Source organism: Neisseria sp. HMSC066H01, from assembly GCF_001837375.1.
In the GTDB taxonomy this organism is placed as follows: Bacteria; Pseudomonadota; Gammaproteobacteria; order Burkholderiales; family Neisseriaceae; genus Neisseria.
In genome coordinates, this window is sequence record NZ_KV832193.1 from 12,061 (window position 1) to 38,135 (window position 26,075).

The following is a 26,075-nucleotide window of genomic DNA, read 5'->3' on the forward strand; positions in this document are numbered from 1 at the left end:
AAAAAGACCTGCCTTAAAGGCAGGTCTTTTCATACTTTATCCTGATTATTTCTCAGGAGTGTGTTGCTGACGGCGCAAGATTGCCGGAATTTCAAAGTCATCCAGTACAGACTGGTTGCTGAAATCAGCCGCAGTCAGATTCATAGAACGGATATTTCGGTTGGTACGAACCAGGCCTTCAGCACTGCTTTGGCTTTGAGCTTGAGGCGCTTCTTCCGCACCGCGTACCAATTGTTGGGTACGGGCAGCAGCACGCAGTTGGTTGTCAGTACCGTTTTCTTTCAAGCCGGTAGCAATAATGGTAATACGGATAGCGTCTTCGCTCATGCTCTCATCTTCGGCAGCACCAAATTTGCATTCCACTTCAGGGTGTGCATTTTGGTTGACGATGCGCATAATCTCGTTGAACTCAGACATTTTCAGGCAACCAGGAGCAGTGGTAATGTTTACCAATACACCGCGTGCACCATCCAAAGTAACATTATCCAAGAGCGGGCTGGAGATAGCTTGATCAGTAGCCAAACGGGCACGGTCGATACCTTGCGCAAAACCTGAACCCATCATGGCGATGCCGCGATTGCTCATCACGGTTTTCACGTCGGCGAAGTCCAAGTTGATCATGTCGCTCGGGCAAGTCACCACTTCGGAAATACCGGCAACCGCGTCACGCAATACATTGTCGGCCGCACGGAAAGCTTCACGCATGGTCACGTCTTCGCCCAAGGCAGTCATCAATTTGTCGTTCGGGATAATAATCAGGGAGTCAACGCGCTCTTTGAGCTGATCCAAACCTGCTTGAGCAATGTGTACGCGTTTGCCTTCGTAAGCAAACGGACGGGTTACAACCGCAACGGTCAGAATACCCATTTCTTTAGCGATTTCAGCCACAACAGGAGCAGAACCGGTACCTGTACCGCCACCCATACCGGTAGTGATGAACAGCATGTTTGCACCGCGGATGGCATCTTCGATGGCTTCGCGATCTTCTTGAGCAGCGGCTCGGCCGATTTCAGGATTTGCACCGGCGCCCAAACCGCGAGTCAGGTTTGTGCCCAATTGAATGCGTTTAGCCGCATTGTTTTTAGCCAATGATTGCGCATCGGTATTAGCACTGATGAACTCAACACCATGAATAGTGTTGGCAACCATGTTGTTGATGGCATTACAGCCGCCGCCACCCAAACCGATAACTTTAATAACAGCAGGGCTTGTTGCTGATTCTGCTACGTCGTAAACAAATTCCATTCAATAATCCTCCGCGCCCCGCTTTATAAGGACGGTTCAAAAATAACTTAATTATCCGTATTATATAAGAAGTATCCTGATACTGGCAAAAATCTTCTTATCATCCGACTGTCGGCGTTATATTTTTACTACAATTTTTAACAGAAAATATACAAGTTTTAAATTATTCACTTAGCAATTATTTAAAACCGCTTAATTCCACTTAAATATTCAGGACAAACAGTTGCTACACCGTCTGCCCTGAACGCTTTTATTAGAAATTGTCTCTGAAGAATCTTTGGATTTTTTCCCACAGACCCATTTTTTTGCCTGAATCATTCAGGGCAATCGCACCTGTTCGGCTGGTTTGCTCCCCCTCTTCGGCAGCATAGGCCGTCTGAAGCAGGCCAATCGCTGTTGAATAGCGTGGATTGCGGATACGCTCGGATACGCCGCCCATTTCCTGCGGAACACCGATACGTGCCGGCAAATTAAAGACTTCTTCCGCCAACTCAACAATGCCTGTCAACATAGAAGCACCACCGGTCAAAACGATACCGGAAGTCAACACTTCTTCTGGGAAGCCGGAACGGCGCAATTCGTTCAGCGTCAATTCCAAAATCTCTTCTACGCGCGGGCCAATGATTTCAGCCAATACGCGGCGTGAAATTTGACGTGATTGACGGTCGCCAACACTAGGAACTTCAATCATTTCATCCAAGCCGTCCATAGTCGGAATCGCAGCACCGTAATGGATTTTGATGTACTCGGCGGCACTGTGCGGCGTACGCAGGGCTTGCGCCAAGTCTTTGGTAATCAAATCGCCGGCAACGGGAATAACCGCAGTATGGCGGATGGCGCCATTGGTATAAACCGCGATGTCGGTTGTACCGCCGCCGATATCGATGACGCACACGCCCAAATCTTTTTCGTCTTCAGTCAAAACGGCATGACCGCTTGCCAAAGGCTGAAGCATGATTTGATCCATTTGCAGGCCGCAGCGTTGGATACATTTTTGGATATTTTGCAAAGCAGTGTTCGCACCGGTAATGATGTGTACACGGGTATCCAAACGCACGCCGCTCATGCCGATAGGCTCTTTCACACCGGGTTGGTTGTCGATGATGTACTCTTGAACCACGGTATGCAAGATATTGTGATCAGGCGGAATATTGATGGCTTTGGCTGTTTCGATGGCACGATCGATGTCGGCTTGCGATACTTCGCCATCTTTAATTTTGACCACGCCTTGTGAATTCAGGCTGCGGATATGGTTACCGGCAATACCGGTGACAACGTGGGAAATTTTGGTATCTGCCATCAACTCGGCATCTTCTACCGCCTGACGAATGGCTTGCGCGGTAGCGTCGATATTGGTCACCATACCTGCACGCAGGCCGCGTGAAGGACTTTGACCCAAGCCGACAATGTGGATTTCATTATCTTCCCGAATCTCGCCGATTAAGGCGATGACCTTGGACGTACCAATGTCTAAGGCACTGATATATTTATTTTGTTGTTGTTCCATAATTGCTCGTTCGCTATGTTGTCTGACTGACGGTTTGATTATTTTTGAAACAAGATTGCTTCACGTCTAATCGGCTATTCACTGTCGGAAGGGTTTTCAGACGGCCTGTAACGGACTGAAAAACCATCCTTATAACGCATATCGACATACTCGATACGACTTTGTTTTTTACGCAGCAGCGACGGCCAAATCTGGGCAAACTGCTGCAAACGTTTGATTTCGTTTTCACGCCCCAAGCGCACGGTAATGCCGTTGTCCAATACAAGCAGCCATGCCGAACGCGGCGTGTAGATCAATTCTTTGATGGTCAGTTTCAACGGACTCAAAATACCGGAAAAGTCCGCATAATGTTTGACCATGTCTTTGCCTGTCCCCTGCTGCCCTTCAAATATAGGTAGATCCTGTTTCAGGCTTGCGGCAAACACATTACCCTTACTGTCCACCAAGCCGCCAGCGCGCCAGTGTGCAACCGGCACGCGCTCGGTCAGGATAATTTCCACGGTTTCCGGAAAACGGCGGCGCACCATTGCCGAGTCAATCCAAGGCAACTCCTGAAAAGCGGCCTGTGCCGAATCAATATCGGCGCGGAACATATTACCCCTGATATGCTCTCTTGCAACAGTTTGCAATTCTTTGCCGGAAGCATATTTCAGCTTACCCTGAATAGCAATCTGTTTCACAGGAAAATATTTGGAATTGTAAAGCCAAGCTATGCCCGAACCTATCAGCAGAAAGGCCATCAACAACAATAGCCGGCGGGTCAGCCGACCCAGTGCGCCTGCATCATCCCACATGAGCGGTCTTCAAAATCTCAATACATAAATCAGCAAAATCTACGCCGGTATGGGCTGCAGATTTTGGCACCAAACTGTGGCTGGTCATACCGGGCAAGGTATTGATTTCCAAAAGATACAGCTTACCGTCCGTATCTTTCAGGAAGTCCACGCGCGAACAGCCGTCCGCACCAATCGCCTGCGCGCCACGTACGGCCAGTTCGCGCATCAGATTTTCCTCATCCTCGCTCAAATCTTCCGACGGGCATTGATAAACCGTATCGTCGCGGTTGTATTTGGCTTCGTAATCGTAAAACTCGGTAGCCGGAATAATATGAATGCTCGGCAGGCCTTTGCCGTTCAATACCGGGCAAGAATACTCGCCGCCGCCGATAAAGCATTCGGCAATAATTTCGCCCTGCAAATGTTTCAATTCTTCGTAAACGCTTTTCAGACGGCCTTTTTCTTTGACTTTTACCACACCGACGCTGCTGCCTTCCGCGGCGGGTTTCACAAACATCGGCAGGCCCAATTTTTCTTCAACGGCATCAAAGTCGCTGTCGTCATGCAATATGGCAAACTCAGGAACAGGCAAACCCACGGCCTGCCAAATCAGTTTGCAGCGGTATTTGTCCATACCCAGCGCGGAAGCGGCCACACCGCTGCCGGTATAAGGAATACCCATCAGTTCCAACGCGCCTTGAATCGCGCCATCTTCGCCGAAAGTGCCGTGCAAAATATTGAAGGCCGTCTGAAACCCTTGGGTTTTCAATTCAGACAACGGGGTTTCTTTGGGGTCGAACGCATGGGCATCGACGCCTTTGCTTTTCAAGGCAGCCAAAATAGCGGCGCCGCTGTCCAGAGAAACTTCGCGCTCGCTGGAGAAGCCGCCCATCAACACGGCCACTTTGCCAAAATTCTGCATAATTTCTACTTTCTTAAATACTGATACAGGCCGTCTGAAATATTGTTCAGACGACCTATGTGTCCTCAAAGGCAAATATGCCTGTTTATTATGATTGTTTCGACAATTCCACCAATGCAGACGGAACGCGGTTGATGCTGCCGGCACCCATATTCAGTACGACATCGCCATCCTGCAAAACATTCAGCAGCATTTGCGGCAGGTCGGCAACGTTTTCGCAGTAAATCGGCTCAAGTTTGCCCAATACGCGGATGGCGCGTGCCAAGGCGCGGGAATCGGCTGCGGCAATCGGCTCTTCGCCTGCGGCATAAACTTCGGTCAACACCAGCGCATCGACAGTATTAAGGACTTTGGTAAAGTCTTCAAACAAATCGCGCGTGCGGGTATAGCGGTGCGGTTGGAAAGCCAAGACCAAGCGTTTTTCAGGGTATGCGCCACGTGCGGCGGCCAGAGTTGCCGCCATTTCGACGGGATGGTGCCCATAATCGTCCACCAGCAGCGCGGTTCCGCCGTTTGGCAATTTGATGTCGCCATATTTTTGGAAACGGCGGCCGACACCTTCAAAGCCGAGCAAACCTTTTTGAATGGCTTCAACCGATGCACCAACTTCCAGCGCAACGCCGATAGCCGCCAACGCATTGAGGACGTTGTGGCGGCCGGGCATATTTAAAACAACTTCAAACGGCTCTTGCTCATGTCCTTTCATTTGAACATGAACGGTAAATTTCATTTGCGCGCCGACGTTTTCAATATCGGTCGCGTAGATATCGGCAGTATCGTCCAAGCCGTAAGTGGCGTAAGGTTTGCTGATTTTCGGCAAAATCGCGCGGACGTGTTCGCTGTCGATACACAAAAAGGCTTTGCCATAGAACGGCATACGGTGGATGAAGTCCACAAACGCCTGATGCAGTTTCTCAACGCTGTGTCCGTAAGTGTCCATATGGTCTTCGTCGATATTGGTTACGACGGACATAATCGGCGTCAGATACAGAAAAGAAGCATCGGATTCGTCGGCTTCGGCAACAATGTATTCGCCTTTACCCAAACGGGCGTTGGTACCAGCGGCATTGAGCTTGCCGCCGATAACAAAAGTCGGGTCGAGTCCTGCCGCACCGAGAATAGAAGCAGTCAGGCTGGTGGTTGTGGTTTTGCCGTGCGTACCGGCAATGGCGATACCATCACGGAAGCGCATCAATTCTGCCAACATCAGCGCGCGCGGAATCACGGGAATCTGCCGCTCCAGCGCAGCGACGACTTCGGGATTGTCTTTTTTGACGGCGGTAGAGGTAACAACCACGTCGGCGCCATTGACGTGTTCGGCAGTATGGCCGGGATAAACTTGGATGCCGAGAGCGCTCAAATGCTCGGTAACGGCATTACGCGCCTGATCCGAACCGGAAACTTTAAAGCCCAAATTGTGTAAGACTTCGGCAATACCGCTCATGCCGACGCCGCCGATTCCGACAAAATGGATGTTGGTCACTCGATTTTTCATCATAATGTTGCGTTCCGGTTGGTTTTTAGTGCGTAAAGACGTTATTTTAAAGGGCTATCCGCTTCTGCGCTATGCTTTTATTGTAAAGGAATTTTAACAAAAGCAATAAAGGCCGTCTGAAACGCCGTTAATCAACTTTTCAGACGGCCTTGAACAAAGTCTGCCTGCTTATTCGGTACAGGATATGGCAATTTCCGCCACATCGTCCGCACTGTGCGGCAACGCCAAGGTACGGGCATTTTTCGCCCATTTCAGGCATTTTTCACGGCTTAATCCACCGAGGATTTTGGCCAGCTTTTCTGCCGTCAACTGGGTTTGAGGCAGCAACAAACCGGCTTCAGCCTGCACCATAAAACGCGCATTGGCTGTTTGGTGGTCGTCCACCGCGTGCGGATACGGCACCAGCAACGCACCCAAACCGGCAGCCGTCAGCTCGGCAATCGTCAGCGCGCCGGCACGGCAAATTACCAAATCGGCATCGCGGTAGGCGGATACCATATCGGTAATAAATTCGACGCACTCGGCTTGCACACCCAACGCATCGTAATCCGCCTGCAGGTTGCCCAATTTATTGCGGCCGGACTGATGATACATTTGCGGACGTACTTCCTCAGGCAACAATGCCAAAGCTTGCGGAACGGTTTTGTTCAACACATCCGCACCCAAACTGCCGCCCACCACCAAAACTTTCAGACGGCCTTGACGGTTTTCAAAGCGTTCTTCAGGAACAGGCAATGCCGCAATATCGGCACGGACAGGGTTACCCACCAATCCGCCTTCATGTTGAAAGGCTTTGGGGAAAGCATACAGAACACGTTTTGCCCAGCGCGACAGTTGGCGGTTGGACAAACCGGCTACGGCGTTTTGCTCGTGAATCACAATCGGCACCCCGGAAATTTTTGCCGCTACGCCGCCGGGGAAAGTAACGAAACCGCCAAAACCGATAACACACTCAACACGGTGTTTCTTAATAATCTGCTGCGCCGCGCGGACGGTTTTATACAGCGTAAACGGCAACATCAGCTTACGCTTGATGCCGTTGCCGCGGATGCCTTTAATGGCCAGCGTTTCCAAGCGTATGCCGTATTGCGGCACGATGCGCTCTTCCATCGAATCCTGACTGCCCAGCCAAATCACATGATGGCCGCGCTTTTGCAGCGACTCGGCAACCGCCAATGCAGGGAAAATATGGCCGCCCGTACCGCCGGCCATCAGCATAAAAGTTTTACCGCTCATGGTTTTACTCCACCGAATAACCGCGCATTTTTTGGCGGTTTTCATAATCAATGCGCAATAACAAAGTAACGCACACCAGCATGATAAAGACAGCCGAACCGCCGTAAGACATAAACGGCAAAGTCAGACCTTTAGTGGGCAGGATACCGATGTTTACACCGATATTGAAGAAACTTTGAATACCAATCCAAATACCGATGCCGTTGGCAATGTACGCGCTAAACATCAAGCCCGAATCACGCGCCTGTTTGCCGATGGAAAACGCACGCCATACCAGCCAGCCGTAGCAGAACACCAAAACCAGCATCCCTAAAAAGCCGAATTCTTCGCCGATGACGGCAAAAATAAAGTCCGTGTGCGCTTCCGGCAGATAGAAACGTTTTTCCAAACTTGCGCCCAAACCCTCGCCAAACCAGCCGCCGCGCGCAATCGCCATCAAAGAATGTGTCAACTGATAGCCTTTACCCAGAGGATCGCTCCACGGGTCCAAAAACGCCGCCACACGCGCCATACGGTAAGGCGCGGCCAAAATCAGCAAACCCATTCCGCCCACAACGGTCGCCACCAATACGGCAAAATACTTCCACGGAAAGCCTGCCAAAAACAGCATACCCATGGTAATCACGACAATCACGACAAACGAGCCGAAATCCGGCTGACCCATAATCAAAACCAAACCGACCGCCACCGACATAATCGGCAGAATTAGGGTTTTAAACTTACGGAAGCGTTCCTTCACCCTTACCCAAGCTTCACTTTTAAAAGGGCTGCACACCAAATCGCCAATACCGGTAAACAAAGACGACCAACCCAAAGAATCCAAATCGCGCAACATTTCTTCACGGCGCGTAAACAGGCTGGACAAATACAAGACCGTCGCCAATTTGAAAAATTCAGTCGGTTGCAAGTTGAGCGGTCCGATATGAATCCAGCGCGTCGCGCCGTTAATCTCACGGCCGACAAACAATACCAGCAACAACAGCAAACCGGAAACGACAAAATAAAACGGAATAATCCGCCGCCAAAAGCTCATCTTCAACAGGAAAAGCGGCAAGCACATGGCCACCGTAAACAGGATAAACATTGCCTGTTTGGACACAAAAGAAAACTGGCTGCCCCCATCCGATGCCGCATATGCAATAGAGGCCGAATAAATCATTACCAAGCTGAAGGTCGTCATCAAAACGACCATCCACAAGAGAGAAACATCAAACTTCCGACCATCGCGCGCAATCGGCCGGTCAAGCATTTTGGAAAGACTAATCATGAAAACATCCGTAACGGCTTGAATAAAATATTCAGACGGCCTGCAAATGGGCAAGAGGCCGTCTGAAAAAATGAATTAACGTTATTTTAAAGGTTTATTTCCAAACCAACAATTCAGAATCTACGGTTAGAAAAGAGAAAACGTGTTGACCTATCTTGAGGGATGACGAGCGGTTTGTTTGAGATAAAACCCCGGCATCAAATCCCCTACCCTGCCGAGTTTTCAGACGGCCTGACAAGCAATCGAATACAAGTTTCCAACCTGCCCCATCACTTCAACAGGCATAGAACCTACGGCAGAATCTCAATTTCCGCATTGTGCTTTACGCTGCGGTAGAGTTCGTCGACTTCTTCGTCCGTTACCGCGATGCAGCCGTTGGTCCAGTCTTTTTGCAGGTGTTTTTTGCCGATAAAACCCCAGCCGTTTTTCATGCCGTGGATTTTAATCAGCCCACCCGGGCTTTTGCCTTGTGCCGCAGCGTAGGCTTTGTCGGCTTCGTTGGGGTAAGAAACGCCGAGATTTTTATGGTAGCCGCTATTGGGATTACGCTCATTAATGCGGTATTTCCCTTCGGGCGTTTTGCCGTCGCCTTCAAACTGTTTATGCCCGACCGGTTGCTTGCCCAACGAAATGGGATAGGTTTTCAGCAACTTGCCTTGCGAGTACGCCGACATGGTGCGCTTGCTTTTATGCACGACCAACCTGTCGATAACCGCATCTTCAGGCAACGGCGCTTCACTTGGCGTGGCAACGGTTGTCGTGGAACGAATCGGCGCGGCAAACCAAAACACCAAAGCGGCGACAGCCAAAAGCACGACTGCCACCAAGCCGATTTTCAACCCGACTTTCATCTTTCAGACGGCCTTACAAAGCTTTGAACGCCTCGACAAACACTTCCGAACGGTGCGCATAGCCTTTGAACATATCAAAGCTCGCACAAGCTGGGCTGAGCAACACGATATCGCCTGCTTCGGCTTGGGCGTATGCCCTCTGAACGGCTTCTTCCAAAGTGGTGCAGTCGATCATATTCAGACCGCAGCCGTCCAAATCGCGGCGGATTTGCGGCGCATCGACACCAATCAGAAACACGCCTTTTGCCTTACCGGCAAGCGCGTCGCGCAGGGGCGTGAAGTCCTGCCCTTTGCCCATGCCGCCCAAAATGACGAAGAGCGGATTTTGCAAACCGGCAATCGCGGCGGCGGTCGCGCCGACATTCGTGCCTTTGCTGTCGTCGATGAACACTACGCCGTTTTTCTCGCCGACTTTTTCCACGCGGTGCGGCAGGCCTTGGAAGGTTTTAACGTGTTCGAGCAATTCATTTCGCGGCAAACCGATAGCCTCACATAAAGCCACGGCAGCCATGACGTTGGCGGCGTTGTGCAAGCCTTGCAGCGGGATGTCCTGCGTGGCAATCAAATCTTCATCGCCTTGTTTCAGACGACCCGTTTCGCGCTCCAACCAAAAATCGGCTTCGTGTTCCAACGAAAACCATTTCACCTCGCGCCCGGCGCGCTTCATGGCGCGGCAGAACACGTCGTCTGAATTTAAAACCTGCACGCCACCGCCACGGAAAATCTTGGCCTTGGTATGCGCGTAGTCGAGCAAGTCGTCGTAGCGGTCAAGATGGTCTTCGGAGATGTTCAGTACCGTCGCCGCAGTCGGGCGCAGGCTTTCGGTGTTTTCCAGTTGGAAACTGGAAAGCTCCAACACCCACACGTCCGCCTTTTTGCCTTCGCGCTGCAATTCCGCCTCCAAAACCGGCGTACCGATATTGCCCGCGATAACGGTATCCAGCCCGCACTTGATGCAGAGATAGCCGACCAGGCTCGTTACCGTCGTTTTGCCGTTGCTGCCGGTAATCGCAATCACCTTGTCGCCGCGACGGTTCACAATGTCCGCCAGCAATTCGATGTCGCCCAACACGCGCCCGCCGTTTTGCTTGAAGGCCTCAATATCCGGCTGCCGCTCGCTGATGCCGGGACTGAGCGCCAGAATATCGAAACCGTTATCCAGTGCATCTTTCAGACGGCCCGTATAAAACACCAGCCCGTCAAACATCTTACCGATTTGCAACACGCGCTCGGCTTTCAGCTCCGCATCATACGCAGCCACCTCCGCACCGTTTTTGCGCAGATAGGCAATCATGGAAATACCCGTGCCGCCAAGCCCGGCGACGAGGATTTTTTTGTTTTGAAAAGTCATTTTGGTTTTGTCCTAAAACAAATCATATTGTGCAGGGGGGATGTCCGCTCCTGCTCAAGCCGCTTTCAGACGGCATTTTACAGCCGATCAATAACCCAGCTTCAAACGGCGGTAATTGTCGCAGCCTTTTTGGTCTCCGTTGTCGCAAGCCTTACCGTACCATTCTTGGGCAAGGGCGCTGTCTTGGCGCACGCCGCGTCCAGACTCATAGGCTATACCTAAATTGTATTGGGCTTTGGCATCCCCTTGTTCCGCAGCCTTGCGAAACCACTGCACTGCCTGTGTATAGTCTTGACGGACTCCTCGCCCATCGGCATACATCACACCCAAATTATATTGGGCTTTGGCATCCCTTTGTGCTGCCGCCTTGCGATACCACTGCACTGCCTGTGTATAGTCTTGACGGACTCCTCGCCCATCGGCATACGCCAAACCCAAATTAACTTGGGCTTGAGCATGCCCTTGTTCTGCAGCCTTTCGATACCACTGCACCGCCTGTGCATAGTCTTGATGGACTCCTGGCCCTTGTTCATACGCCACACCCAAATTATATTGGGCTTTGGCATACCCTTGTTCTGCAGCCCTACGAACCCACTGCACCGCCTGTATATAATCCTGACGAACTCCTTCGCCTTTGTAATACATAAGGCCCAAATTATATTGGGCATCGGCATACCCTTGTTCTGCAGCCTTGCGAAACCACTGCACTGCCTGCGCATCGTTTTGACGGACTCCTCGCCCATTTGCATATGCTAAACCCAAATTATATTGACCTGCCGCATCCCCATGTTCTGCAGCTCTACGAAACCATTTTAACGCCTGTGCATAGTCTTGCTCGACACCTTGCCCATTAGCATACAGCATACCCAAATTTAACTGAGCAGCTGTGTTTTCCTGATCTGCAGCCCTATGAAACCATTTTGCAGCTTGAGCATAGTCTTGACTAACACCCTGTCCATTTTGATACAGCATACCCAAATTATTTTGGGCTCCAGTATCACCCTGTTCGGCAGCCTTACGATACCATTCTGCCGCCTGTACATAATCTTGACCAACACCCTGCCCTAGCTGATACATTACACCCAAGTTAAATTGAGCTTGAGCATTCTCTTGCTCTGCTGCCTTATGAAACCACTGCACTGCTAGTCTGTGGTCTTGACTAATACCTTGTCCATTGGCATACATTGCTCCAATACTTAATTGAGCTTCTGGATCTCCTTGCTCCGCAGCTCTCAGCATATTCTTAAAATCTGAAATACTCTCAGCTAAAGCTGCCTGCCCTAACCCAAAGCAAGCCATCACGCCCATTATTATTTTTCTCATCGAAACCTTCATTCTAAAATCCATCACATTCCAATTATTGTTTCTGTTTTATCCTAGTTTTCAGACGGCTTTTAAAAAGATTCAATATCCTGTCTGATCCAATTTTTGATAAGCATCACAGCCCTGTTGCGATCCATTATGGCATGCCTTGCTAAACCATTCTTTAGCAACAGATTGATTTTGAGGAACACCTTGTCCGTAATGATACATAACACCTAAATTATATTGGGCCTCAGAACTTCCTTGCTCGGCTGCTTTACGATACCAATATAAGGCCTGCTTTTCATCTTGACGAACACCAAATCCATTATGATAAGCCACGCCAAGATCAAGTTGAGCTTTGATATTTTCTTGATCTGCTGCACGACGTAACCATTGTACCGCCTGTTTAAAATCTTTTTGCACGCCTAAACCATGCATATACCTTGTAGCCACAGTATATTGTGCTTGATTATCTCCCTGCTCCGCCGCCTTTCGATACCATTGGAACGCCTTCTCAGGAGCTTTACTGACACCTAATCCGTTATCATACATAATGGCTAAATTGTATTGGGCATCAAGATACCCTTGTTCTGCCGCCTTTTCATACCATCGAGCTGCTTGATCATAATCTTGTTCAATGCCTTTACCAAAAAAATAGATTGTTCCTAAATCATACTGGGCTTTAGCAAAGCCTTGTACAGCAGCTTTTTGAAACCAATATTTGGCTTGCTCATAATCTTGGACAACACCTTGCCCCTTATAATACAATCCCCCTAGATTGCTCTGCGCTTCAACATCCCCCTGTTCTGCTGCTCTACGGAACCAATGTTCTGCCTGTTTATAATCTTTTGGTGCCCCTTTCCCCAAGTAATACATCAAACCTAAATTAAATTGGGATGCAGCATTCCCTTGTTTGGCTTCTTGCTCTGTTTCTGCAAAATTTGGGATATCACTTGCATTAGCTATCTGTCCGAATCCAAACAAAGCAACTGCTATCTTTCTTAACCAATTTTTCATTTTACATTCTCTCTTATATTCTTTAATGTCATAGCAGCAATTTCAAACAGACTTAATCTGCAAATCCCTCAAAAAATCCGTTTACACCATAGCTACTCAAAATCTGCTGCAATTCCGGTGCGCGTACCCAAGGATCAACTGCCATCGGCGGCATGGGCGGTTCGATACCGTCTTCGTTTTGGTTACGACACCAATCTGCCATGGCAAAAACTTGGATTAAAACAGGTTCGGCAAGTGCTTTGTCGATGTCCAGTTCACTCATGGCTTGGGCAAAGCAGGCTATCCATTCGTTGCGGACTTGTACGTTGACGGCAAAAGGCATGTGGCGGGCGCGCAGTTGGGGATGGCCGTATTTTTCGACAAAGAGTTGTGGACCGCCGAGCCAGCCGCTGAAAAATTCGTAGAGCTTTTCGCGTATCAGGGTCATGTCTTCGCCGTGCATTTGGCGCAAGGTTTGGTATTTCGGCTCAAGTTCCATCAAGTCGTAGAAACGGTCGGTCAGGGTGCGGATGCCGGTTGCGCCGCCGAAAGATTGGTACATATTGGGGGACTTTCTGTGTGGATTATTGCTGGATTTATTTTTGAAATAGAGGATTCAGACAAGCATGCTTATCCTACATAATGGCCGTCTGAAACTTTCAGACGGCCTTTGGAAATTTAGCGGATTTTGAGGGTACTCAAACCAATCAGCACTAAGACGATGGTGATAATCCAGAAACGGACGACGACTTGGGTTTCTTTCCAGCCTTTTTGTTCGTAATGATGATGAATCGGCGCCATCAGGAAAATGCGTTTTTTGGTGCGTTTGTACCAACCGACCTGCAGCATAACGGAAATGGCCTCAACAACAAACAGGCCGCCCATGATGACGAGGACAAATTCTTGGCGGATGATGATGGCAACAGTACCGAGTGCCGCACCAAGCGCGAGCGCGCCGACGTCGCCCATAAAGACTTGTGCCGGATAAGCGTTAAACCACAAAAAACCGAGACACGCGCCGCACATGGCGGTACAGAAAATCACGACTTCGTTCGCGCCGGCAACGTAAGGCAGTTGCAGGTATTGTGCAAATTGTGAGTGGCCGCTGGCATAAGCAAAAATGGCAAGGCCGGCGGCAACGAGGACGACGGGGAAGGCGGCCAAGCCGTCCAAACCGTCGGTCAGGTTAACGGCATTGGATGTGCCGACGATGGTCAGGTAGGACAATACCAAGAAGCCGACTACGCCAAGCGGCAAGGCAACTTGTTTGAAGAAGGGAACAATCAGGATATTGTTGGCGGAATTTGTCGCAAGGTAGAACAACGCCAAACCGGCAATGATGGCGACGCTGGACTGCCACACCATTTTGAATTTGGCGGAAACACCGTTAGGGTCTTTATAAACCACTTTGCGCCAGTCGTCGTAAAAACCGAGTGCGCCCGTGGCAAGCAATACGCCCAAGAGAATCCAAATATAAGGATTTGCCCAGTTGCCCCATAAGATTGTAGATACGGTAATGGCGGTTAAAATCAGCGAGCCGCCCATGGTTGGCGTACCGTTTTTGACGAGGTGGGTTTGCGGGCCGTCGGTGCGCACTGCCTGGCCGACTTTAAGCGCAGTCAGTTTGCGGATGGTCCACGGACCAAGCAATAGGGAAAACGCCAAAGCAGTCAAAGCCGCCATGACGGCGCGGAATGTGGTGTATTGAAAAATATTCAGACCGGTTAACCAGTTACTGAAATGTGCGAGCCATAAAAACATGGAACTTCCTTTTTTGTTTTTGTTGTTACAGCGGGCTTATGCCCAATTAAAAATCAATCAGTATGCCGTCTGAAATTGCAGACGGCCTTATTGAGTAAGATTATTTCTCTACCACGCAAATCGGATAGTTTCCGGGATTCTTTCCGCCTCCCAAGTCCAAGCAGGTATCTTCATAGATAAATGCCTGTACTTTCATTCCGGCATAAAACGCGGCAAACAGCAAACCAGCCAATAGAAAAATCTTTTTCATATTTCAGACGGCCTTTTACGCGGTTGTTGCTGCCAATGCCTCAACCACTTCTTCCATCTTCATAAAGCGTGAGCCTTTGACCAGCACAGTAGCGCGTTCAGGCAAATCGTGGTTCAACACTTGGATCAGCGGATCTTTGTCTGCAAACCACAAACCTTCCGCACCAAACGTCTCTGCCGCTTCAACGCTGTTGTCGCCGACAAAATATGCGGCCTCGATGCCTTTATCCCGCGCATACGCGCCAACTTCGGCGTGCATGGCGGCGGCTTCGTCCTCGCCCAGTTCGCCCATATCGCCCATCACAAAAATACGCGGCGCAGGCATAGCGGCGAGCACATCAATGGCGGCTTTCATGCTGTCAGGGTTGGCATTATAAGTATCGTCAATCAAAGTCGCGCCTTTAATGCCTTGCTTGATATTCAAACGGCCTTTGATATTGCTGAAATTTTTCAGGCCGTCTGAAACTTCGGCGGGGCTCAAACCTGCCGCCAAAGCCAGAGCCGCCGCCGCTACGGCATTATGCACATTGTGACGGCCGGGAGCCGGCAAGACCACGGCAACACGTTCATTACCTCGCACCAAATCAAACGCACAAGACAACGGTTTCAATTCAATATTTTCTGCATGGACATCGCCACTGGCAATGCCGAAAGTCTGAGCGTTCAATTGCGCAGTAGCCGCTTCAAATGTAGCGATATTGGCATCTTCGCACGGAATCAGCGCAACGCCGTCTGAAAGCAAACCTTCGTAGATTTCACTTTTGGCTTTGGCAATATCGCCGACGCCATCAAAACCGCAACCGACATGCGCGCGCAAAGCATTATTGACCAGAGCAACATTCGGACCGGCGATTCGGGTCAGCAAAGACAATTCGCCAAAATGGTTCATACCCATTTCAATGACGGCATAGCGGTGTTTTTCGTTCAGTTTCAACAAAGTCAGCGGCAGGCCGATATGATTGTTGAAATTGCCGGCAGTCGCCAACACAGCTTCATCACCGAATCGATGACGCAATACGCCTGCCAACATCTCTTTAACCGTTGTTTTGCCGGAAGAGCCGGTAATGCCAAAGACAAACGGATTCACATTTTCACGCCACGCCTTCGCCAGTTTTTGCAAAGCCACAAGCGTATCGTCAACCTTCAGCGCGCCTTTCAAAGCCGCACAATCTTCGCGCGAAACCACAACTGCCGTTGCCCCCGCTGCCAATACATCTTCAACAAAGTCATGCGCGTCAAAGCGCTCACCGGCAAGCGCGAAAAAAACATCGCCATCCTGAATATCGCGGCTGTCGGTTACGATGCGTGAAACGGGTTGATTTTCAGACGGCATCGGAAGGCCGAGGGTTTGACAAATAAAATTAAGGTCTAATGGTTTCATAGCTTTTTTAATTAATAATCAAATGACTGTTTATTTATCTGAAAATCGATGTTGAATAACCCGATAACCATTATTTCCAGCCTTTCCTGTTTTTGCACACAGACTATCTCCGCAACGAACAATATCCGAACTATTAATCCGATTCAGCATATCTGCCTCCAATTTCTTTTGAGAAATAATGTTCGAATAGAAGAAAACCAATGCAATACCACCGAGAACTAACATAGTTAAAGTAAGTGCCATACCCAATACAGTCATTCTAAATATTTTTTGGTTTTCACTTTTAACTGCGCATAAATAAGTATTAAATTCACGCACCTGCTCAACCATCTGCTTCCGTGCATCATCCATATTTTGAGTGTATGCCTTTACTTGGGTAGAAGCGTGATGAAGGATATCATCCCTGACCATATCAACTATCATTTTTCGCTGCTGATTTAAAGAACTATCTAGTTCTTTTTGAATATTATCTACAATTTTCCCACTATTCTCTTTATATTTTTCCATAACCATGACCATATCGATCATAAGGTTCTGTATTTGCTCTGAAGCTCTATCAAGCTCATTCATTATTAATCTCACATATCAATCTAAACTCCCTATGGCTGAACTTCCATAGGGAGACTAAATTACCAATATTCATACAAAAACTATACAGAACGGGAAAAATTCCGCTGTTGTTCCTCTTGTTGCAGCGTATTTCTGCCTTCACGTTCAGTCAATTCTTGCAATTTTGTTTGTTCTATACGTCCTTGGATTTTCTCGCCAAAACTAGCAACTTCTTCCTGATTATTTGCTAGAAGCTTTTTGGCATATGAACCGTCAGTATCGTTTAGCAAACCTTGAAGCATCGAGCGGGTTTCCTCATATTTTGATAAAGGCTTATGTTGTTCGATACCATTATCAGCATTTTTTTCTTTTTCCTGCTGCTGACCTTCAAGCAATTTTTCATATCTATCTAATCGGAGCAAATCGGCTTTTTCCGATAAAATCCGCCTACGAACACCCTCTTGGACTTTTGGACTAGAACTCCTAAAATCTTGTTTGTAATGACGTAATTTACTATCATACACAGCCTCAATTATTTCAGCATCAGTTGCAGTTTTAAAATCAAGGCCGCTCTCTTTCTCTCCACGATCAATCTTACTCATCGTACCGCTTCGGTGCTGAACAGCCAAACTCCATACCATATCTTGCACGGCTTTTCCTCGTTCAGAAAAATCAAACCCTGCCTGTTTCAATGCCTGTAATTGGGGTTGATAATGTTTTGAAGCAATAAACTCATGTTGCGATTGATGAAATTTAGGATCAGTGATTGCTAAATCTTTCCATTTTTGATCAAACCCTTTTGTTTTAGGTTCTAGCCCATCAAAAGCATGATTATAGTTATTGCTATATTTCAAGTATTCTGTAAGTGTCCCCTTAGTAGTAGATAATTGATAAGAACCATAAGAAACACCTCCTGGGTCACCGACTCCTGAAGAAATTGTTGCAGGTCCTCCACTTCCTGACTCATATCCCTTTGAAGTTTTACCTAAAAACCATTTATCTAATTCCTGTTGCGCTTTTTGAAGCTCTTGCTCATATGTTGCCATCTTAATTAATTTTCCTTAAATAACAAATCTAGATTTTAAATATTTAGATTAACACTTCCAATGGCTTGGTCGCGTCAAGCTAAATTGAAAAAGCGTGTATAACGGAGACATAAATGGCTCAGAATCAAAATTTGCATCCGCATTCACATAAATAACCGCCCTATTTTTAAAACTGATTTGATAGGCTTTTTCCGTTGGTATAAATTCACTTCTACAACCCACCAACTCCTTCACTACTCCCTTACCCAAATTAGCTTCCAAAATTTTTTTAAATTGTTTATTCGGATATGAGCTTGATAAATCAATTGAATTAATATAACCATCTCGACCATGTATAATAACTTCACTATCTTTCAAAGTTTTGACCTTTATTCGACTGGAGTTATACATATTCTTCTCTTTTTTTAGGTTGCCATACTGCCATTTCATACCCTTAATATGGTACCGGTCTGCCTCAGTCCCTACTTCAGGCTGCTTCGTGTCTGAGAAAATCAACAATAATTCTTTAAGCTGCATATTACTCTGAGAAACTGGAACATTTCTGGTTTTTGCAGAAATATCTATAGAAAATACGATACAAAGCAAACCTAACAATAATTTTCTATTCATTTTTCAATCCTAAAATCCTTAATTTAAAACTTACCCACTAAATCTTATTAAAAATAAATTAATAAGAAAATACAAGACAATCTAAAAAACCATATTTAATTCAGACGGCCTCTATCTGCTCTGATTAATCAGCGGATACGGATTCACCGCGCCGCTGGGCAGATACACGCCGTAATGCAGGTGGGCCGGTGTAGTCCTGGCGTTGCCGGTTTTACCGACATAGCCGATGACCTGCCCTTCTTTGACTCGCTCATATAAGCGGATACGGGCAAATTTATTCAGGTGGGCATAGTAATGCCACGCACCCGGCCCTTGAATACCGATAACTTTACCGCCCAATAGGTTGCGCCCAATTTTGGTTACGATACCGGGCGTAGTACTGCGTATCGGCGTGTTTTTCTTAGCAAAAATATCCACACCTTCATGCCTGCGCCCCTGACTGCGCGCTGCGCCCCAAGTGTCGTCAAAACGTTTGCCTTTAACAGGATTAGGCAGGCTTTGCTCGGCTGGAGGCTGTTGCGCCCTCAACTGCTCGATTTCGGCAGTAGGACGCGGAAGTTGTTTGGTGGCACAGCCTGCGAATAAAACTACGGCTGCACTGATTAATAAGGTTTTTGTCGGCATTTTCAGCATCAAATCGGTCTCCTTGTTGTTCAGACGGCCTTGTTAAAAAGTCTTCCGAAACAAACAACTGTGATGGGTTTAATGGCTGACGTGCCGTAATGCGTGTGTCGTTTTGCTTTTGTTTTATATGGTTAAATCTTTTTCAGACGGCCTTAAGGTTTCGGGCCGTCTGAACATTTGCGATATAGTCTATCCGCGCTCTGCCAATGCTTTTTCTGCGATTTCAAAATCGGAGAAATGGTGCTTCACGCCTTGTATATCCTGATAGTTTTCATGCCCTTTACCGGCAATCAGAATGATGTCGTTCGCAGCAGCCTGCTCAACCGCATAACGGATGGCAACGGCACGATCAACTTCGACGCGTTCAGGATTAGGGACGGCAGGCAAAATATCGTTGATGATGTCTTGCGGATTTTCCAAGCGTGGATTGTCGCTGGTTACAACAACTTTATCCGCGCCCTGTACGGCTGCTGCGCCCATCAATGGGCGTTTGCCACGGTCTCGGTTGCCGCCGCAGCCAAATACGCACCATAAAGCCGCGCCCTGCGGTTTGATTTCCTGCAAGGTGGAGAGTGCTTTTTCCAATGCGTCAGGTGTGTGGGCGTAATCGACAACGACCAAGGGCTTGCCGCTGTTCATAATGCAGTCCATGCGGCCTGAAGCAGGACGGATTTTTGCCAATACTTCCAAAACGTTATCAAGAGGATAACCGTTGGCACAAAGCAAGGCGATGCAGGCGGCGAGGTTTTGCGCGTTGAATCGTCCAAGCAGACGGGTACGGCATTTTCCTTCGCCCCATGGTGTTTGGAATACGGCTTCCATGCCGTCTGAAGAAGCGGTGAAATCGGTAATGCGGATATCGGCTTGCTCGCTGAAACCATAGCCGTAAACGGCTAAATCGGGACAGTCTTTTTTCAGACGGCCTGCGAGTTCTGCGCCGTATTCATCATCGACATTGATGATGGCGTGTTGCAGGTCATGCCAGTAAAACAGACGCGACTTGATGGCGCCGTATGCTTCCATCGTGCCGTGGTAGTCGAGGTGGTCGCGGGTGAGGTTGGTGAAGATTGCACTGCGGAATGGCACGCCGTTGACACGCGATTGGTCAAGGCCGTGGCTGGAGACTTCCATCGCGGCGGCTATTGCGCCTTGTTGACGGAAGCGGTAGAGCAGGGTTTGGACATCGACGGGGGCGGGGGTGGTGTGCGTGGTTTCTTCCAATGCACCCCAAAAACCGTTGCCGACCGTGCCGATAATGGCGGTTTTTTCGCCCAATAAATCGGCGGCTTGCGCCAGCCATTGTGTGATGGAGGTTTTGCCGTTGGTACCGGTTACGCCCCAGACTTTGAGGCCGTCTGAAACGTTGCCGTAAACTTGTGCCGCCAACATGCCGGCACGGTGTTTCAAATCTTTGATGCCTTGATTGGGGACTTTCCATTCGGGATTCCACGCAAATTTGCCGTCGTCGTCCCAAAAAACAAAGGTTGCACCGTTGGCAATGGCGGCAGGAATATAGCTGCGGCCGTCTGAATATTCGCCCTGACAGGCAACGAAAATGTCACCCTGCTTAATTTGTCGGCTGTCTGAATGCAACAAACGCCCTGCTGCGTTTTCACACAGCAGAGGCGGAAAGTTGGTTTCAGCCAAGGGGGTTAACTTGCTGAACATAAACAATATCTCTTTGATTGTTTGGATTATGACGGTACTTTGACGGTAGCGGTATTACTTAAAGGCTTAGTCGGGGAAACGCCCAAGATGTTCAAGCTTCCGCTCATGACTTCTTTGAATACGGGACCGGCAACCACGCCGCCGTAATAGCCGTTGGCAGTCGGTTCGTCGATGGTAACGGCCACAATCACGCGTGGATTCTTAGCCGGAGCAAAACCGATGAACGTACCGACGTGTTTGTTGTCCACATAGCGGCCATTGACCAGTTTACGCGCCGTACCGGTTTTCGCACCTACGTCGAAACCATCCACCGCACCTGCAGTACCGGTACCGCCGGCCTCAGTAACGGAAACCATCAACTCGCGCACTTTTTTTGCGGTAGAGGCTTTGATGACGCGCTTGCCTTTAGGGGCAACCGCTTGTTTTTCAAAGCTGACCGGCAACAATTCGCCGTCATGGGTCAAGACAGTATAGGCACGCGCCAATTGCAACAGGCTCAATTGCAGGCCATAACCGAAAGACATGGTTGCCTGTTCGATTTTTTGCCATCTGCGCCAGCTTCTCAACAAACCTGCCGTTTCACCCGGGAAGCCTGAATGCATGCGCACGCCCACACCCAAATCATGATAGAAATCGTACATTTCTTTAGGCGTAAACATGGCAGAAAGCTTACTGGTGCCGACGTTGGAAGATTTTTGCATGATGCCGCGTACATCCAAAGTAGGATAAACGTGGGTGTCTTGTACGGTGGCCGGGCCGATTTTGTAAGGCAAGGTGTTGAATGTATCGGTCGTATCCACTTTGCCGGAATCCAGCGCTTTGGCAATGGTAAACGGCTTCATGGCAGAACCTGGTTCGATCATGTCGGTTACGGCGCGGTTGCGGCGCTGTTCGCTATTGGCTTGGCCGGGCTGATTCGGATCGTAAGCCGGGCTGTTGACCAACGCCAAAATTTCGCCGGTTTGCGCATCCAATACCACAACCGTACCCGCTTTGGCCTTGTGATAAGCCACAGCTTTGTTCAACTCCTCGTAAGCCAGCGTCTGAATGCGCTGATCCAAAGACAAAATCATGTCTTGGCCGTTTTTAGGCACGCTGTTGCGAGGAGAGTCGAGGCTGTCTACGATGTTGCCTTTGTTGTCGCGCAATACGACTTTCGCACCATCTTCGCCGCGCAGGCTGTCTTCACGGGAAAGCTCCAAGCCCTCCTGACCTTTGCCGTCGATATTGGTAAAACCGATAACGTGCGCAAACAGATTGCCCATCGGATAATGGCGTTTCAATTCTTTTTGGAAGGCGATGCCTTTAATGCCCAATGCTTTGATTTCTTCCGCTTTTTCGTAGCTGAGTTGACGCTTCAGATAGATGAAGCCTTTGTCTTTTTTAGACAATTTATTTTTTAACACTTCAACAGGCACATCGGCAATGGCCGACAGTTTCTCCAACTGCTCGTCAGTCGGCATTTCCTCCATACCGGAAGGCATGGCATACAATGATTCGGTAGGCGCACTCAACGCCAATGTAGCACCATTACGATCGGTAATCATACCGCGTGATGCAGGCAGCGGAAGCGTGCGCACAAAACGTTGGTCGCCCTGATTTTTCAAAAACTCATGCTGACTGGTTTGCAGATAAACCCCGCGCACCAACAGACCGGTAAATGCCAGTGCAACGGCGCCCAGCACCAAACCGATACGTCCGTTACTTGTCAGCGGTTTTTTTGTTTTTGTGGTTCCAGACAGCATTTGAGGTTTATATTCGTTCTTAATTAACATGTTGGACTTCTCATGACTTAGCTGCTCAGTGAGCTATTAATTCCCGTAAACACCTTGAAAACAAGGCTATATTCTTATTTTTTGCGTTCCAGCATAGCCGTATTATGCGCACCCGGCGGAAGCAGATGTTGCTTTTCGGCCGCCACTTTAATCAGTTTGTGGTTGGCCAATCTTGCCTGCTCCAGCTTCAAGCGCGCGTAATCCTGTTCCAACTGAATTTCCCGCTTTTGCGCCTTATCCAACTCGATAAAGTGCAAGCGCGACTGGTTTTGCTTAAACACTACGGCAAAGGCCGAAACCGTCACCAAAACCAGTAATAAAATATTCAACTTACCCATTTCAAACTTTCAGACGGCCTGTCAACAGAAACATCCCTTGCGACAATGCCGAAACGCTTCCCTAGTCAACAACCGAAAATTCGCCGCTACTGCGCTCCGCTACACGCAAAACCGCACTGCGCGCACGCGGATTGGCTTCAGTCTCTGCTGAACCCGGTTTGATTGCTTTGCCCACAGCCTTCAAAGGCGGCTGAGGCAAATCCGCTTCCTTGACCACTGCCCAACGGGGCAAAGGCGCATGTTGCGAATATTTTTTAATAAACTGCTTCACAATTCTGTCTTCCAAAGAATGGAACGCAATGACAGCCAAGCGTCCACCCTCTTTCAGACGGCCTGCAACCTGCGGCAAAACTGCCTCTACCTCTTCGAGCTCGCGGTTAATAAAGATGCGAACTGCTTGGAAGGTGCGCGTTGCAGGGTCTTGTCCGCGCTCGCGAGTACGGACGTTTTGCGCCACAAGCTGCGCCAGCTTGCGGGTTGTATCGATGGGACTTTCCTCCCGTTGCGCAACAATGGCGCGCGCAATCTGGCGACTAAACCGCTCTTCACCATAATTCTTAATAACCTCGTGTAAATCCTGTTCGGATGCGGTTGCAATCCATTCCGCCGCAGACATCCCGCGGGTCGGATCCATCCGCATATCCAACGGCGCATCAAAGCGGAAACTGAATCCGCGGCTGCCATCGTCAATTTGCGGCGACGAAATCCCCAAATCAAAAAGCGCACCGTCAATCTTATCGATGCCCAATTCATCCAAGGCCGTCTGAAATGTTTCAAAACCATTGTGTACGACACGGACACGCTTATCTTGCGCCGCCAACTCATTGGCTACCGCAATCGCCTCGGGGTCTTTATCAAAAACAACCAAACGACCCTGCTCACCCAAACGCGACAAAATCAGCCGGGAATGCCCTCCCCTACCGAACGTACCGTCCACATAAATCCCGTCTTCACGGATTGCCAACGCATCCACCGCCTCATGCAACAAGACAGTAACATGCTGATAATTTTCAACTTTACTCACAATTGCAAATCCGTTTGACTCAATTGGAAAGCCAATTCGTCAGGATCGATATCCAAAGCCTGATTCATTTCCTCTTCCCAATGTTCGCGGCCCCACAACTCCATACGGTTTGCACGGCCAACCAAAGTAACTTCTTTTTCAAAATCTACACGTTTGCGCAGATTAGCCGGGATCAAAACACGTCCGGCGCTGTCCCACTCCAAAATCTCCGCATTGTGCAGCAGCAGATTCTGATACCGTTGCAAAGATTCATTGCCGGCTACTTTCAACTTCAGAATCTGCTCAGCTTTTTCCTCCCAAACGGGCTCCGGGTACATCAATAATTTTTTTCGGGAATCCAGGGTAACCACAATTGCAGGCGTATAACGGCGCAGCAAAATATCGCGGAATTTGGCAGGAATCGCCAACCGCCCCTTACTGTCCATACTCAATTCATGAGCACCGCCAAACACATCACACCCCAAATTCGATTAAAATAAAACAGAGTGAGATTAAAAATCCCACCTTCCTAAAATATTTCGTTTTCGCTTCAACAGGACACATTTCAGGAAAAAGTAACCACTTTCACCCACTATGCCCCACTAACCGACACTATAAGAAATTTTGGCAATCAGGTCAAATCCGTTTCTTATCTGAAATGAAACACTAAATGCTTAAAATTCAATAGTTTATATACGCAATAATGAATGACATATGGATTTATTAAGCATTTCGTTTAGCATAATATACTAGATATAGTATTATTTATATTATAAAAATACTACATATAGTATTTTTATACTCAATTACCACCCATTCCGTAAGCAGCTATAATATACAAACAAATTCAAATTTTTTACATTATCTAACAGTCATGAAGCCACAACTCCCCCTCCCCTCCCCTGACGCACAAGCCTCTTCAGCACACCTGACTAAGCTCATTAAAAACGAAATTGAACAACATCAAAACTGGATACCTTTCTCCCGATTTATGGAGCTTGCCCTTTACACACCCCAATACGGCTATTATAGCGGAGGCAGCCATAAAATCGGCACGGACGGCGACTTCATTACCGCCCCCACCCTATCTCCCTTATTCGGGCAAACCCTTGCCAGACAACTTGCCGAATTACTGCCGCAAACAGCAGGCAATATCTACGAATTTGGTGCAGGCACAGGCCATCTTGCCGCTACTTTGTTACAAAATCTTTCAGACGGCCTAAATCATTACTACATTATTGAGCTGTCGGCAGAGCTTGCAGAAAGACAACGTCAACATATTCTTGAGCACACATCTCCCGAAGCAGCCGCCAAAATCATCCACCTCACCGCATTACCCGAACACTTTGACGGCATCATCATCGGCAACGAAGTATTGGATGCCATGCCGGTGGAACGCTTGATTTATAAAGATAAAGGGTTTCAACAAATCGGCGTCAGCTTAGAGAATGACAAGCTAATCGAAGCCATCAGACCATTGGCCCAAGCCGAACTGATACAAACAGCCGCCTTGTATTTCCCTCCCCTCCCTTCATACACAAGCGAGCTGCATCCAGCACAATATGCCTTTATCCAAACCCTGGCTGCCAAATTGCAACGCGGTGGCATGATATTTATCGATTACGGCTTCGATGCCGCCCAGTATTACCATCCGCAACGCAAAGAAGGCACATTTATCGGCCACTATCGCCACCACACCATCCACGACCCATTTTTCAACATCGGCCTGACCGATCTGACCGCACATGTCAATTTCACCGATATTGCACGCGCCGGCACGGAATCAGGTTTGGATTTAATCGGCTACCTGCCCCAATCTTATTTCCTGCTCAATCTCGGCATCACTGATCTGCTGGCGCAAATCGGCAGTCCGGATTCAATTGAATACATCCAAGCCGCCGCCGCAGTACAAAAACTGATCCATCAGCACGAAATGGGCGAGCTTTTTAAAGTGATCGCTTTTGGCAAAGACATCGATATCGATTGGACAGGCTTCGTTCACGGCGATATTTGCCATAAACTATAACTCGACCATCTACTTTTTATTTTTTAAAAACAACAAGAAATAAAAAAAATCAAAATTAGCGCTTGCCAAATATTCAAAAAAAACTATAATAGCGA

At 48.5% G+C, this 26,075-nt stretch carries 25 protein-coding genes; 1 reads left to right on the plus strand and 24 read right to left on the minus strand.

What is annotated here, in order from left to right; translation table 11 throughout:
* Positions 1-45 precede the first annotated feature (45 nt).
* From ftsZ to mraZ, 24 genes are all read right to left on the minus strand, one after another.
* On the minus strand, positions 46-1,245 hold the full coding sequence (gene ftsZ, locus HMPREF2551_RS02475; protein WP_070836989.1) for a cell division protein FtsZ: 1,200 nt from the start codon (positions 1,243-1,245) through the stop codon (positions 46-48).
* Positions 1,246-1,498: 253 nt separating this feature from the next.
* Positions 1,499-2,752: a cell division protein FtsA gene (ftsA, locus tag HMPREF2551_RS02480; RefSeq protein WP_003682483.1), complete on the minus strand. Its 1,254-nt coding sequence runs from the start codon at positions 2,750-2,752 to the stop codon at positions 1,499-1,501.
* 74 nt (positions 2,753-2,826) lie between these two features.
* Entirely contained in the window at positions 2,827-3,546 is a 720-nt protein-coding gene (locus tag HMPREF2551_RS02485) for a cell division protein FtsQ/DivIB (RefSeq protein ID WP_070824170.1), read from the minus strand.
* Positions 3,536-4,450, minus strand: coding sequence for a D-alanine--D-alanine ligase (locus HMPREF2551_RS02490; RefSeq protein ID WP_070836990.1), 915 nt, complete (start codon positions 4,448-4,450; stop codon positions 3,536-3,538). The genes HMPREF2551_RS02485 and HMPREF2551_RS02490 overlap by 11 nt, the downstream gene beginning before the upstream one ends.
* 88 nt (positions 4,451-4,538) lie before the next feature.
* Positions 4,539-5,948 carry a UDP-N-acetylmuramate--L-alanine ligase gene (murC, locus tag HMPREF2551_RS02495; protein ID WP_070836991.1) on the minus strand — a complete coding sequence of 470 codons (1,410 nt, stop codon included), beginning with the start codon at positions 5,946-5,948 and terminating at the stop codon, positions 4,539-4,541.
* A 165-nt stretch (positions 5,949-6,113) separates the two neighbouring features.
* A complete protein-coding gene (murG, locus tag HMPREF2551_RS02500) occupies positions 6,114-7,181 on the minus strand; it encodes an undecaprenyldiphospho-muramoylpentapeptide beta-N-acetylglucosaminyltransferase (RefSeq protein WP_070836992.1) in 1,068 nt (355 codons plus the stop codon).
* A 4-nt stretch (positions 7,182-7,185) separates the two neighbouring features.
* Entirely contained in the window at positions 7,186-8,448 is a 1,263-nt protein-coding gene (locus HMPREF2551_RS02505) for an FtsW/RodA/SpoVE family cell cycle protein (protein ID WP_070836993.1), read from the minus strand.
* 290 nt (positions 8,449-8,738) lie between these two features.
* Entirely contained in the window at positions 8,739-9,299 is a 561-nt protein-coding gene (locus tag HMPREF2551_RS02510) for a L,D-transpeptidase family protein (RefSeq protein WP_070836994.1), read from the minus strand.
* A 13-nt stretch (positions 9,300-9,312) separates the two neighbouring features.
* On the minus strand, positions 9,313-10,650 hold the full coding sequence (gene murD, locus HMPREF2551_RS02515; RefSeq protein ID WP_070836995.1) for a UDP-N-acetylmuramoyl-L-alanine--D-glutamate ligase: 1,338 nt from the start codon (positions 10,648-10,650) through the stop codon (positions 9,313-9,315).
* A gap of 87 nt (positions 10,651-10,737) precedes the next feature.
* Complete coding sequence (locus tag HMPREF2551_RS02520; protein WP_070836996.1) at positions 10,738-11,997, minus strand: tetratricopeptide repeat protein; 1,260 nt, start codon at positions 11,995-11,997, stop codon at positions 10,738-10,740.
* Positions 11,998-12,054: 57 nt separating this feature from the next.
* Entirely contained in the window at positions 12,055-12,972 is a 918-nt protein-coding gene (locus HMPREF2551_RS02525; RefSeq protein WP_070836997.1) for an SEL1-like repeat protein, read from the minus strand.
* A 52-nt stretch (positions 12,973-13,024) separates the two neighbouring features.
* Positions 13,025-13,513, minus strand: a complete 489-nt coding sequence (locus HMPREF2551_RS02530; protein WP_070836998.1) for a group II truncated hemoglobin — start codon at positions 13,511-13,513, stop codon at positions 13,025-13,027.
* Between the two features lie 116 nt (positions 13,514-13,629).
* A complete protein-coding gene (gene mraY / locus HMPREF2551_RS02535) occupies positions 13,630-14,712 on the minus strand; it encodes a phospho-N-acetylmuramoyl-pentapeptide-transferase (protein WP_070836999.1) in 1,083 nt (360 codons plus the stop codon).
* 100 nt (positions 14,713-14,812) lie between these two features.
* A complete protein-coding gene (locus HMPREF2551_RS10575) occupies positions 14,813-14,962 on the minus strand; it encodes a hypothetical protein (RefSeq protein WP_049322572.1) in 150 nt (49 codons plus the stop codon).
* A 15-nt stretch (positions 14,963-14,977) separates the two neighbouring features.
* On the minus strand, positions 14,978-16,342 hold the full coding sequence (gene murF, locus HMPREF2551_RS02540; protein WP_070837000.1) for a UDP-N-acetylmuramoyl-tripeptide--D-alanyl-D-alanine ligase: 1,365 nt from the start codon (positions 16,340-16,342) through the stop codon (positions 14,978-14,980).
* A gap of 30 nt (positions 16,343-16,372) precedes the next feature.
* The gene (locus HMPREF2551_RS02545) at positions 16,373-16,912 is read right to left on the minus strand and encodes a hypothetical protein (RefSeq protein ID WP_036493430.1); all 540 of its coding nucleotides are present in this window, start codon (positions 16,910-16,912) and stop codon (positions 16,373-16,375) included.
* An 80-nt stretch (positions 16,913-16,992) separates the two neighbouring features.
* A complete protein-coding gene (locus tag HMPREF2551_RS02550) occupies positions 16,993-17,937 on the minus strand; it encodes a VgrG-related protein (RefSeq protein ID WP_070837001.1) in 945 nt (314 codons plus the stop codon).
* Between the two features lie 48 nt (positions 17,938-17,985).
* Positions 17,986-18,546, minus strand: coding sequence for a hypothetical protein (locus HMPREF2551_RS02555; protein ID WP_036493431.1), 561 nt, complete (start codon positions 18,544-18,546; stop codon positions 17,986-17,988).
* Between the two features lie 111 nt (positions 18,547-18,657).
* The gene (locus HMPREF2551_RS02560; protein WP_070837002.1) at positions 18,658-19,179 is read right to left on the minus strand and encodes a M23 family metallopeptidase; all 522 of its coding nucleotides are present in this window, start codon (positions 19,177-19,179) and stop codon (positions 18,658-18,660) included.
* A 180-nt stretch (positions 19,180-19,359) separates the two neighbouring features.
* Positions 19,360-20,838 (minus strand): UDP-N-acetylmuramoyl-L-alanyl-D-glutamate--2,6-diaminopimelate ligase, encoded by a 1,479-nt coding sequence (locus HMPREF2551_RS02565; protein ID WP_070837003.1) that lies wholly within the window; start codon positions 20,836-20,838, stop codon positions 19,360-19,362.
* A 26-nt stretch (positions 20,839-20,864) separates the two neighbouring features.
* Positions 20,865-22,613, minus strand: a complete 1,749-nt coding sequence (locus HMPREF2551_RS02570; protein WP_070837004.1) for a peptidoglycan D,D-transpeptidase PBP2 — start codon at positions 22,611-22,613, stop codon at positions 20,865-20,867.
* A gap of 74 nt (positions 22,614-22,687) precedes the next feature.
* Complete coding sequence (gene ftsL / locus HMPREF2551_RS02575; protein ID WP_003681879.1) at positions 22,688-22,951, minus strand: cell division protein FtsL; 264 nt, start codon at positions 22,949-22,951, stop codon at positions 22,688-22,690.
* Positions 22,952-23,012: 61 nt separating this feature from the next.
* Positions 23,013-23,975, minus strand: a complete 963-nt coding sequence (gene rsmH, locus HMPREF2551_RS02580) for a 16S rRNA (cytosine(1402)-N(4))-methyltransferase RsmH (protein ID WP_070837005.1) — start codon at positions 23,973-23,975, stop codon at positions 23,013-23,015.
* Positions 23,972-24,427, minus strand: coding sequence for a division/cell wall cluster transcriptional repressor MraZ (gene mraZ / locus HMPREF2551_RS02585; protein WP_003748265.1), 456 nt, complete (start codon positions 24,425-24,427; stop codon positions 23,972-23,974). Before mraZ ends, rsmH begins: the two co-directional genes overlap by 4 nt.
* Before the next feature lie 401 nt (positions 24,428-24,828).
* On the opposite strand from mraZ, the gene HMPREF2551_RS02590 reads away from it, so the two are divergent.
* Positions 24,829-25,980 (plus strand): class I SAM-dependent methyltransferase, encoded by a 1,152-nt coding sequence (locus HMPREF2551_RS02590; RefSeq protein ID WP_070837006.1) that lies wholly within the window; start codon positions 24,829-24,831, stop codon positions 25,978-25,980.
* The last annotated feature ends 95 nt before the right edge of the window (positions 25,981-26,075 follow it).

Bases quoted from the DNA above. Each gene is read 5' to 3' on its own strand.
- HMPREF2551_RS02550 (WP_070837001.1), bottom strand. From the start codon at position 17,937: ATGGCAACATATGAGCAAGAGCTTCAAAAAGCGCAACAGGAATTAGAT.
- HMPREF2551_RS02485 (WP_070824170.1), bottom strand. From the start codon at position 3,546: ATGTGGGATGATGCAGGCGCACTGGGTCGGCTGACCCGCCGGCTATTG.
- HMPREF2551_RS02555 (WP_036493431.1), bottom strand. From the start codon at position 18,546: ATGAATAGAAAATTATTGTTAGGTTTGCTTTGTATCGTATTTTCTATA.
- ftsL (WP_003681879.1), bottom strand. From the start codon at position 22,951: ATGGGTAAGTTGAATATTTTATTACTGGTTTTGGTGACGGTTTCGGCC.
- HMPREF2551_RS02510 (WP_070836994.1), bottom strand. From the start codon at position 9,299: ATGAAAGTCGGGTTGAAAATCGGCTTGGTGGCAGTCGTGCTTTTGGCT.
- murC (WP_070836991.1), bottom strand. From the start codon at position 5,948: ATGATGAAAAATCGAGTGACCAACATCCATTTTGTCGGAATCGGCGGC.
- HMPREF2551_RS02490 (WP_070836990.1), bottom strand. From the start codon at position 4,450: ATGCAGAATTTTGGCAAAGTGGCCGTGTTGATGGGCGGCTTCTCCAGC.
- murG (WP_070836992.1), bottom strand. From the start codon at position 7,181: ATGAGCGGTAAAACTTTTATGCTGATGGCCGGCGGTACGGGCGGCCAT.
- HMPREF2551_RS02505 (WP_070836993.1), bottom strand. From the start codon at position 8,448: ATGATTAGTCTTTCCAAAATGCTTGACCGGCCGATTGCGCGCGATGGT.
- HMPREF2551_RS02545 (WP_036493430.1), bottom strand. From the start codon at position 16,912: ATGAATGAGCTTGATAGAGCTTCAGAGCAAATACAGAACCTTATGATC.
- HMPREF2551_RS02560 (WP_070837002.1), bottom strand. From the start codon at position 19,179: ATGCTGAAAATGCCGACAAAAACCTTATTAATCAGTGCAGCCGTAGTT.
- HMPREF2551_RS02520 (WP_070836996.1), bottom strand. From the start codon at position 11,997: ATGGATTTTAGAATGAAGGTTTCGATGAGAAAAATAATAATGGGCGTG.
- murD (WP_070836995.1), bottom strand. From the start codon at position 10,650: ATGACTTTTCAAAACAAAAAAATCCTCGTCGCCGGGCTTGGCGGCACG.
- HMPREF2551_RS02525 (WP_070836997.1), bottom strand. From the start codon at position 12,972: ATGAAAAATTGGTTAAGAAAGATAGCAGTTGCTTTGTTTGGATTCGGA.
- ftsZ (WP_070836989.1), bottom strand. From the start codon at position 1,245: ATGGAATTTGTTTACGACGTAGCAGAATCAGCAACAAGCCCTGCTGTT.
- HMPREF2551_RS02530 (WP_070836998.1), bottom strand. From the start codon at position 13,513: ATGTACCAATCTTTCGGCGGCGCAACCGGCATCCGCACCCTGACCGAC.
- HMPREF2551_RS10575 (WP_049322572.1), bottom strand. From the start codon at position 14,962: ATGAAAAAGATTTTTCTATTGGCTGGTTTGCTGTTTGCCGCGTTTTAT.
- HMPREF2551_RS02570 (WP_070837004.1), bottom strand. From the start codon at position 22,613: ATGTTAATTAAGAACGAATATAAACCTCAAATGCTGTCTGGAACCACA.
- HMPREF2551_RS02565 (WP_070837003.1), bottom strand. From the start codon at position 20,838: ATGTTCAGCAAGTTAACCCCCTTGGCTGAAACCAACTTTCCGCCTCTG.
- ftsA (WP_003682483.1), bottom strand. From the start codon at position 2,752: ATGGAACAACAACAAAATAAATATATCAGTGCCTTAGACATTGGTACG.
- murF (WP_070837000.1), bottom strand. From the start codon at position 16,342: ATGAAACCATTAGACCTTAATTTTATTTGTCAAACCCTCGGCCTTCCG.
- HMPREF2551_RS02590 (WP_070837006.1), top strand. From the start codon at position 24,829: ATGAAGCCACAACTCCCCCTCCCCTCCCCTGACGCACAAGCCTCTTCA.
- mraY (WP_070836999.1), bottom strand. From the start codon at position 14,712: ATGTTTTTATGGCTCGCACATTTCAGTAACTGGTTAACCGGTCTGAAT.